This is a genomic window from Pradoshia sp., from assembly GCF_051873915.1.
GTDB lineage: Bacteria > Bacillota > Bacilli > Bacillales > Pradoshiaceae > Pradoshia.
In genome coordinates this window covers 1-2,984 of the sequence record NZ_JBJEFJ010000055.1, presented here as the reverse complement: position 1 = coordinate 2,984, position 2,984 = coordinate 1, and the positions used below count along the sequence as shown (strand labels likewise).

The following is a 2,984-nucleotide window of genomic DNA, read 5'->3' as shown; positions in this document are numbered from 1 at the left end:
AAAAGTTTTTATCTCGTTTTTCGGAAGCAACTTTTATATAATACCTGATATTTTTCATTAACGCAATACTTTTTTATAACTTTTTTCAAAAACCATTGCTTAATGAATCAGCTCATTAAATATACCACCTTTGTCCGATAAAATATACTGGGATTTAGAGGAAATAAATTCACCTATGTCCTTCCTCACGAGCTTTGATATACCCATAGTAAGCACAGGTTCCATTCTCATTTAAATCCTTTACCTCAAATCCACACTTCTCATAAAAGCTGAAATTAGCTGCTGATGTATGTGCAAACCAATCACCATGAGGCAGCTTCTGGACACAAAGCTCAACTAGTCTTCGGCCAATCCCTCTCCCCTTATATTCCGATAAAACCACAAGGTCCATAATATTAGCCGCCATAATTTTGTCTGAGATCACACGAACCATCGCCACCATTCGATCAACATCCCAAACCGTAAAAGCCCAGGTTGAGTTCTGGAATATTAGTGTGTACTTTTCCTTTTGCCATGATGGTATATCCCGTGCCCAGCCCGCATCCTTAAAAAGATTTTCGACCTGCGCAGCCGGGACTCCCTCCGTGCCATCTCGAATAACAAGCCCATTAACATATTGATACATATTTAACTCCCCCTTGTTATTACTAATTCTTCACTGGAAGATGTATTCCTTTTATCAATTTTAAAAAGAAGGATTATACTGAAAGAAATGGAATACATATAGATGATCTTATGATAAATCTATCCCCCAATGATTTATCTTTCTATGAAAGGTGTCTTCTGAATGAACAGTCCAATTTGAGTCAACCCATTCATATTTAAAGCAATAAAATGAATGGGGGATAGACAATTGAATAGAAATTTCAACCTTCTCATTATGGGACAGTCTGCCGCTAATATCGGCGATGTTCTCTATATGGTCAGTATCATCAATCTGATTTTTACCCAGACAGGCTCTGCAGCGGCGGCTTCCTTCGTACCGTTTACGATTACATCCGCCATGTTCTTATCAAGCCTCCTGACTCCTCTACTATTCGGTAAAGTCAGTTTGAAATGGTTAATGACAGGTTCGCAGATTGGCAAGACCTTTTCACTTATCTTATTAGGCTTAAGCTGGTCCATGCTGTCGGGATCAACCTATGGATGGGTATTCCTAACTATTGGATTGATTGCCTTCCTTGACGGTTGCGCAAACCCGATTCGACAAGCTCTGATTCCTCATTATGTGAATCCTGAGCAGCTGTTGAAGGCAAATGGATTGGGTGAGTCCATTACCCAGCTCATTCAAGCAACTATGTGGTTTATCAGCAGCGCTGCTTTATTATTTGTCAGTTCAAAGGCACTAATTTGGATTGCCGTTGTTTTGTTCATCCTGGCAAGCCTCTTGCTTTGCCTGCTGGCTGATGTTGTCTCAGCTCCTATTGAACAGACCGCCAAACAAGATCGATTGAAAAAAGGATGGAGAACCATCTTTTCTACTCCTGTATTACGGGTAATCACCAAGATGGATGTTCTTGAAACCATTGCAGGTACCGTTTGGGTCGCTGCCATCATCCTCGTATTTGTAACCGAGGCATTGAACAGTGATGAGAGATGGTGGGGATTTATTAATGGGGCATTCTTCTTTGGGTTGATCATCGGGAGTATCTATTGTGTTAAATACAGCTCCTATATCGAGAGAAAATTAGGGATGGTGATGTGTTGGAGTATAGCAGCTTCCTTCCTTGTCACCCTGCTATTCAGCTTCAACAGCATACCGCTCATTGCTGTATTTCTTTCCCTATTAATCGGCTTTTTCGCCCAATTAAAAGACATTCCCCAGCAAACGGTCATTCAAAGGAGTGTACCTAAGGAGCAGCTATCAACTGTGTATACCTCACTCGGCGCCCTCTCTACTGGGACATTTGGTTTCGCTTCCCTATTAATGGGTATAGGCGCTGATCTATTTGGGGTGAGAGCTGTGTTTATTCTTTCTGCCCTTATACTAGGAGTGGCGAGCCTGCTCATGTTTAAGTATAGAATGTTATTTACGGAGCACTGGAGGGGAAGATATGACAATTGAGAAAGTCAAAATCGTTAAAGGAGCCAATTTCATCTCAATTGAAGATACGAAATATCTTTCAGAGGAAGAGCTGACTGAATTCATCATCGATCTAATGGAACAACCCTGTGTTAATGCCATCCGGTATCTTAACATTCTCGTGAACAGCCAATTCAGCCCGGAGATAGAACGGCTTTTACAGGAGTATGACTTTCAGTTCCATGATGAAATCATCACTGTGCAAAAGGAGTTAAATATTGAGCCAGCTCATAGCCCATATACTTTCATAGACCTTTACACCATATCTGAAAAGGAGTTCACTACAGTCTGGAATCAAGTAATGCACGCTTCTTTAAATGCTACTCCCTCTATGAATGCGGAGGAACAAATGGAATCAATTAAAATCGAACTTGGTTCTGAATACCGCCGGTCTTGCATCATGGTATATGAAAAAGGCCAACCAATCGGAGTGACTATCCCTCATATAGAGGAAGGAACAGCTCAAGAGGGGAGAATCTTTTATTTTGGCCTAATTCCCGAAGAAAGAGGAAAAGGAAAAAGTATCCTCATCCACCAGCATACATTGAATCTTCTTATGCGTACATTTGGAGCAGCCTATTATATTGGCAGTACGAGTCATAAAAATCTACCCATGCTCCAGGTCTTTAAGAAGAATGGCTGTATGGAATTGGAGAAGAATAAGGTGTATAAGAGAGTCAACTAAATAAAGGGAAAAGCCAGTTCACCTTTGAACTGGCTTTGTTTATGCAACAGCATATATTTACTCTTCCCTTGCCGATTGCTTCTTCATTACTCCAGTCATGAATAGCGTAGATAACAAACATACGATAGCTACGAGGACATACACATAAGGAGGCAGTATACCCCAAGTAGCGAAATACAATACTACCGGAGCCAACACAGCATAAAACCACCTAAA

The 2,984-nt window shown here is 40.9% G+C and carries 3 protein-coding genes; 2 read left to right on the top strand and 1 reads right to left on the bottom strand.

What is annotated here, in order from left to right:
- Positions 1 to 169 precede the first annotated feature (169 nt).
- Positions 170 to 625, bottom strand: a complete 456-nt coding sequence (locus ACI35L_RS05350; protein WP_439802401.1) for a GNAT family N-acetyltransferase — start codon at positions 623 to 625, stop codon at positions 170 to 172.
- A 228-nt stretch (positions 626 to 853) separates the two neighbouring features.
- On the opposite strand from ACI35L_RS05350, the gene ACI35L_RS05345 reads away from it, so the two are divergent.
- Together ACI35L_RS05345 and ACI35L_RS05340 are read left to right on the top strand one after the other, a co-directional pair.
- Positions 854 to 2,065 carry an MFS transporter gene (locus tag ACI35L_RS05345; RefSeq protein WP_439802400.1) on the top strand — a complete coding sequence of 404 codons (1,212 nt, stop codon included), beginning with the start codon at positions 854 to 856 and terminating at the stop codon, positions 2,063 to 2,065.
- Positions 2,055 to 2,768, top strand: coding sequence for a GNAT family N-acetyltransferase (locus ACI35L_RS05340; RefSeq protein ID WP_439802399.1), 714 nt, complete (start codon positions 2,055 to 2,057; stop codon positions 2,766 to 2,768). The genes ACI35L_RS05345 and ACI35L_RS05340 overlap by 11 nt, the downstream gene beginning before the upstream one ends.
- Positions 2,769 to 2,984: the final 216 nt, after the last annotated feature.